Source organism: Amnimonas aquatica (assembly GCF_002943415.1).
GTDB lineage: Bacteria > Pseudomonadota > Gammaproteobacteria > Pseudomonadales > Moraxellaceae > Perlucidibaca > Perlucidibaca aquatica_A.
Map to the genome: position 1 here is coordinate 1 of NZ_PTQZ01000102.1, position 6198 is coordinate 6198.

The 6198-nt window shown below is 68.5% G+C and carries 4 protein-coding genes and 1 pseudogene; 2 read left to right on the forward strand and 3 right to left on the reverse strand.

What is annotated here, in order from left to right; all coding sequences use genetic code 11:
* Positions 1-557, forward strand: a 557-nt coding sequence (locus C5O18_RS05430; RefSeq protein WP_146089225.1) for a TonB-dependent receptor domain-containing protein, incomplete at its 5' end; no start/stop codon positions are given.
* Between the two features lie 13 nt (positions 558-570).
* Positions 571-1122, forward strand: coding sequence for a cob(I)yrinic acid a,c-diamide adenosyltransferase (locus tag C5O18_RS05435; RefSeq protein ID WP_105192162.1), 552 nt, complete (start codon positions 571-573; stop codon positions 1120-1122).
* A 107-nt stretch (positions 1123-1229) separates the two neighbouring features.
* Here C5O18_RS05435 and C5O18_RS05440 read toward each other — a convergent pair whose 3' ends face one another.
* The 3 genes and pseudogenes from C5O18_RS05440 to C5O18_RS10415 all read right to left on the reverse strand — a co-directional run.
* A complete protein-coding gene (locus C5O18_RS05440; protein WP_478209679.1) occupies positions 1230-3038 on the reverse strand; it encodes a dihydrolipoyllysine-residue acetyltransferase in 1809 nt (602 codons plus the stop codon).
* Positions 2920-5568 (reverse strand): annotated as a pseudogene (aceE, locus tag C5O18_RS05445) (pyruvate dehydrogenase (acetyl-transferring), homodimeric type); the annotation flags it as partial. The gene C5O18_RS05440 and the pseudogene aceE, both read right to left, overlap by 119 nt.
* 100 nt (positions 5569-5668) lie before the next feature.
* The coding region (locus C5O18_RS10415; protein ID WP_241146751.1) for a TroA family protein at positions 5669-6198 on the reverse strand (530 nt) is incomplete at its 5' end.

The window sequence follows — 6198 nt, forward strand, 5'->3', positions numbered from 1 at the left end:
GCTTCGCCGGCAATCCGAACCTGAAGCCTGAAGAAAGCCGTCAGGGAGACATCGGACTGACCTGGCAGGCCAACCCGAACCATCGCGTGCGTGCCACCGCCTACCGCTCGCTGGTCGACAACCTGATCGCCATGGATGCAGCCAGTGCGCAGAGCATCAATGTCAGCAAGGCCCAGCTGCGTGGCGTCGAACTGGAGCTCGGCGGCCACATCGGCAACACCAGCTATCAGCTTGCTGCCAGCCGAGCTCAGGTCACCTCCGCCAGTACGGCCGCGAAGATCCGGCGCCCGCGCAGCCAGCTGACCGGCAGCATTGATCAGAAGCTGAGCGACACCCTGCATGCCGGCATCGAGCTCAGCAGCCGCAACAGCACGCCGGACAGCGGCGGTGACGTGGATGGATTCGCGCTCTGGAACGCCTATGCCAGCTGGCAGGCCACGCGTCACCTCACGCTGGGTGTGCGAGTGGAGAACCTGTCAGACAAGCGCTATGAGACGCTACGCGGCTACAACACCGCAGACCGCAGCGGCTATGTGACCGCACGCTACACCTTCTGACGGAGCACCCCGGATGGGAAACCGCCTGAGCAGAATCTACACCCGCACCGGCGATGACGGCAGCACCGGCCTCGGCGACGGCACGCGCATCCGCAAGGATGCCGCGCGCGTCGAGGCCTACGGCTGCGTCGACGAGGCCAACGCCCACGTCGGCCTGCTGCGGGCGGCTTTGGCGGTGAATCATCCGGCGCAGGTCATGCTGGAACACATCCAGCATGACCTGTTCGATGTCGGCGGCGAGCTCTGCATTCCCGGCCACACGCTGGTGACGGCCGCGTATGTCGAGCGCCTGGAGCAGGCCATCGATGCCGTCAACGCGGACTTGCCGCCCCTGAAGGACTTCATCCTGCCCGGCGGATCGCCGGCCGCGGCGCAGGCGCACGCCGCCCGCACCGTGGCGCGGCGCGCCGAACGACGCACGCTGACACTGATGATGGAAGAGACGGTGAATCCGCTGGCGCTGCAGTACCTGAACCGCCTGTCGGACTACCTGTTCGTGCTAGCCCGCGCGCTGGCACGGGCCGACGGCGGCCGGGAAGTGCTCTGGCGCCCTCGCCCGGCGTGACCGGCCTGCCGGACCTTGCGTTGGCGGGGAGGGGCAAGGGGCGGAAACACGGCTGGGAATGCGCCTACAGTTTCCGCCCCTTGCCCCTCCCCGCCAACGCAACACCTTCAGACCAGCAACCGCCGGATATCCGCCAGCAGCACCGCCAGGCGCGAGGTGAAGCGCGCGGCCACCGCGCCATCGATGACGCGGTGATCGTACGACAGCGACAACGGCAGCATGAGGCGCGGCACGAAGGCCTTGCCATCCCACACCGGCTGCTGCGATGCCCGCGACAACCCCAGGATGCCCACCTCCGGCCAGTTCACCAGCGGCGTGAACGCGGTGCCGCCGATGCCGCCCAGCGAGGAGATGCTGAACGTCGCCCCCTGCATGGACGCCGGCGGCAGCTTGCCGGTGCGCGCCTGCTCGGACAGTTCGCCGAGCTTGCGCGCCATCTCGCTCAGGCTCATGCGGTCGGCATTGTGCAGCACCGGCACCAGCAGCCCGTTCGGCGTGTCCACGGCGATGCCGAGGTTGACGTAGTCCTTCACCACCAGGTTCTCGCCATCGCGGCTGAGAGAGGCGTTGAACACCGGCATCTCGCGCAGCAGGTAAGCCACCGCCTTCGCCACCAGCACGGTCATGGTCAGCGACAGGCCATCCTTCTTGAAGCTGTCGCGCAGGCTCAGGCGGAAAGCCTCCAGCTCGGTGATGTCGGCGAGATCGAACTGCGTGACCTGCGGCACGATCAGCGCCGAACGCGCAAGGTTCTCCGCCGACTTGCGCTGAATTCGCGAGCGCGGCTTCAGCTCGACAGCCCCCCACTTCGCGTAGTCCGGCTCCGGCGGCAGATCGAACCCGGGCAGACCGCCGCTGGTTGCGGGCGCGGCCGGCGCCGGCTGGCTCAGCCGCGTCTTGACCCAGGCGTGCACGTCATCCTTGACGATGCGTCCGCGCGGGCCGGAGCCGGTGACCGCCGACAGCGCGACCCCCAGCTCGCGCGCCAGCCTGCGCACGGCCGGGCCGGCGTGGACCGCGCGGCCATCGTCGGCCGGCGGCGCGGCCGGCGCCTGGGCGACCGGCGCAGAGCCAGCCGCTGCCGGAGTCGCCGCCACCGCAGCAACCGGGGCGACGGCCGAGGGTACTGCCCCGGCTTCCGTCGGCCTGGCCTCGGCCTCCGACAGCACGCTGGCGGCGCCCGCGACCTTGAGAACCAGCAGGGCATCACCCGCCCTCACCGCCTGGCCGATCTTCACCGCCCACGACACCAGCACGCCGTCATCGGTCGCCGGCAGCTCCAGGCTGGCCTTGTCCGACTCCAGCACCGCGATCGGCTGATCCTTCTTCACCGTGGCGCCCGGCTGCACCAGCAGCTCGATCACCTCGGCCTGTTCCACCCCGAGATCGGGCACAGCAANGGCAATGGCCTGCTCGGCCGCTGCCACCGGTGCCGGGGTCGCCGGGCTTGCGGCAGCAACCGGTGCCTCGGGCACCTTCGCCGCAGCCTGCTCAGGTGCAGGCGCGGCAGCCACGGCCGGCTCGCCGGCAGCGCCGGAGCCGGAAGCAGCCTCGAAACTCAGCAGGGCATCGCCCGCCTTCACCGTCTGCCCGACCTTCACCGCCCACGACACCAGCACGCCGTCATCGGTCGCCGGCAGCTCCAGGCTGGCCTTGTCCGACTCCAGCACCGCGATCGGCTGATCCTTCTTCACCGTGGCGCCCGGCTGCACCAGCAGCTCGATCACCTCGGCCTGTTCCACCCCGAGATCGGGCACAGCAATTTGCGTCGCCATGTCGATCTCCTCAGGCCTTGGCCGCAGACGGCTGGTCGGGGTCGATGCCCCAGCGCTCGCGCGCCTCCAGCAGCTGCTGCACGCTGACATCTCCGCTCTCGCGCAGCGACAGCAGCGCGGCGTAGGCCACATGCGCGGCATCGACCTCGAAATGACGACGCAGCTGCGCACGCGAATCCGAACGGCCGAAGCCGTCGGTGCCGAGCACGCGGTAGGCGCGACCGGTCGGCAGGAAGGCGCGGATCTGGTCGGCATGCACCTTCATGTAGTCGCTGGCCGCCACGATCGGTCCCTTGCTGCCGGCGAGCTGCTCGGTCACCCAGGCCGTGCGCGGCTTCTGCTCCGGATGCAGCGCGTTCCAGCGCTCTACCTCCAGACCTTCGCGACGCAGCTCGGTGAAGCTGGTCGCGCTCCACACCGCCGCACGCACCCCGACCTCGGCCAGCAACGGCACCGCCGCCTCGACCTCGCGCAGGATGGCGCCGCTGCCGATCAGCTGCACCTCGGGCCCCTTGCCCTTCTTCGCCGCCTGGAAGCGGTAGATGCCGCGCCGCACGCCCTCCTCGCAGCCGACCGGCATGGCCGGGTGCGGGTAGTTCTCGTTCATCACGGTGAGGTAGTAGTAGACATCCTCCTGCTCGCCGTACATGCGGCGCAGGCCGTCCTGCACGATCACCGCCAGCTCGTAGCTGTAGGTCGGGTCGTAGGACACGCAGTTCGGCACCGTGCCGGAGATCACGTGCGAATGCCCGTCCTCGTGCTGCAGGCCCTCGCCGTTAAGCGTGGTGCGGCCCGAGGTGGCGCCGATCAGGAAGCCGCGCGCTCGGCTGTCGCCGGCGGCCCAGGCGAGGTCGCCGATGCGCTGGAAGCCGAACATCGAGTAGTACAGGTAGAACGGCACCAGCGGCTGGTCATGGATGCTGTAGGCGGTGGCACAGGCGATCCAGGCGCTCATGGCGCCGGCCTCGTTGATGCCCTCTTCCAGGATCTGCCCCTTCACGTCCTCGCGGTAGTACATCAGCTGCGACTTGTCTTCCGGCTCGTAGAGCTGGCCGACATTCGAGTAGATGCCGAGCTGGCGGAACATGCCCTCCATGCCGAAGGTGCGCGCCTCGTCGGGCACGATCGGCACCACGCGCTCGCCCAGCCCCTCCTGCTTGAGCAGCACGCCCATCAGACGGACGATGGCCATGGTGGTCGAGATCGGACGCTCGGAACCGGTGGTGATGGTGCTGAGCTGGTCCAGCGTCGGCACCGGCAGCGACCTGCCCTGCGTGCGCCGCTGCGGCAGGTAGCCGCCGAGCTTCTGCCGGCGCTCGTGCAGGTAGCGGATCTCCGGGCTGTCATCGGCCGGCCGGTAGAACGGCAGCTGCTCCAGCTGCTCGTCGCTGAACGGCATGTCGAAGCGGTCGCGGAACGTGCGCAGCGAGTCGATGTCCAGCGATTTCAGCTGGTGGGTCTTGTTGGCGGCCTGGCCGGCGCCGGTGGCGTAGCCCTTGACCGTCTTGGCCAGGATGACCACCGGCTGGCCCTTGGTCGCCATGGCCTCGGCATAGGCGGCATAGACCTTGAACGGGTCATGGCCGCCACGGTCCAGCCCGGCGATCTCTTCGTCGCTGAGGTCCTTCACCAGCTCGGCCAGCTCCGGATACTTGGCGAAGAACTTCTCGCGGGTGTAGGCGCCGCCATGGTTCTTGAAGGCCTGGTATTCGCCGTCCACCGCCTCGGCCATGCGCTGGCGCAACGCGCCGCTTTCGTCACGGGCCAGCAGCGGATCCCACTTCTTGCCCCAGATGACCTTGATCACCTTCCAGCCGGCGCCGCGGAACACCGACTCCAGCTCCTGGATGACCTTGCCGTTGCCACGCACCGGACCGTCCAGACGCTGCAGGTTGCAGTTGATCACGTAGACCAGGTTGTCGAGCTTCTCGCGGCCGGCGAGCGCGATGGCGCCCAGCGACTCCGGCTCGTCCATCTCGCCGTCGCCGAGGAAGGCCCAGACCTTGCGCTGATGGTCGGGCAGCAGGCCGCGGTTGATCAGGTACTTCATGACGTGGGCCTGGTAGATCGCCATGATCGGACCCAGGCCCATGGAAACCGTCGGGAACTGCCAGTAGTCCGGCATCAGCCACGGATGCGGATAGCTGGACAGGCCCTTGCCGCCGACCTCGCGGCGGAAGTTGTCGAGCTGCTCCTCGCTCAGCCGTCCCTCGAGGAAGGAGCGCGCGTAGATGCCCGGCGCCGAGTGGCCCTGGTAGTAGATCAGGTCGCCGCCGTGCTCCGCGCTGGGTGCGCGGAAGAAGTGATTGAAACCGACATCGTAGAGCGTCGCCGACGAGGCGAAGGTGGCGATGTGCCCGCCCAGCTCGTCATCGTTCTGGTTCGCCCGCATCACGATCGCCAGCGCGTTCCAGCGCACCAGCGAACGCAGGCGCCACTCGAGGTTGGGATCGCCCGGCATGAGCGGTTCCTGCTCGCGCGGGATGGTATTCAGATAGGGGGTGTTGAGCCGGTCGACATGCACCCCGAGGGTCGGGGCCTGACCGTTGAGCCATTCCAGCAGCTGCCTGGCGCGCTCGGGTGAATCGTTTTCCGCAACGGATGCCAGGGCATCCAGCCATTCCTGCGTTTCCGCGTGGTCCGGGTCGCCGTAGTGACGAAACCGTGCCATGGTGCCTCCTTCCCGGGGTACGGGGTAGCAACAGCCTGTTGGGCTGGGTGGAGACAGTCTTTATCCGGTCCTGGGTAAGGACAAGTTCGTGACCGTCAAGTCACGCGGATTCTGGCACGCTTCGTCGCATACGCCAAGGACGCAATTGGTCGCAGAGCCCCGGCAGGGCCTCGAGCAGGGACAGTCCGGGGCGGGTCAGTTCACGATCCGGTACCGGCAGGATGCCGTCGTCACGCACGGCGGGCAGGGAAGGAAATCGCCCCCAGAAACGGCGCGCCTCGGCGAGCTGGTCGCGGCCGACCAGGATCACCGCCGGCGCCGCCGCGAGCACGCTCTCGGCACTGAGCACCGGCGCCGCCATGCGGGTATCGGTGACGATGCTGTCGACACCGCAGGCACGCATGGCCTGGCTGACCAGATGCTCGGGCGCCAGGCTGTACAGCGGCGTCTGCCAGACCTGGTAGAAGCCCCTGATGCGCGGCCCCTCGGCGTTCGCCGCCAGCGTCCGCCGCAACTGCGACTGCCAACCTTCGGCAATGTTGTCCGCATGCGCACCGACCCCGCCCAGCGCGCCCAGCCAGCGCAGACGCTGCGAAATGTCCTGCAGGCGCGCCGGCTCCACGGCCAGCA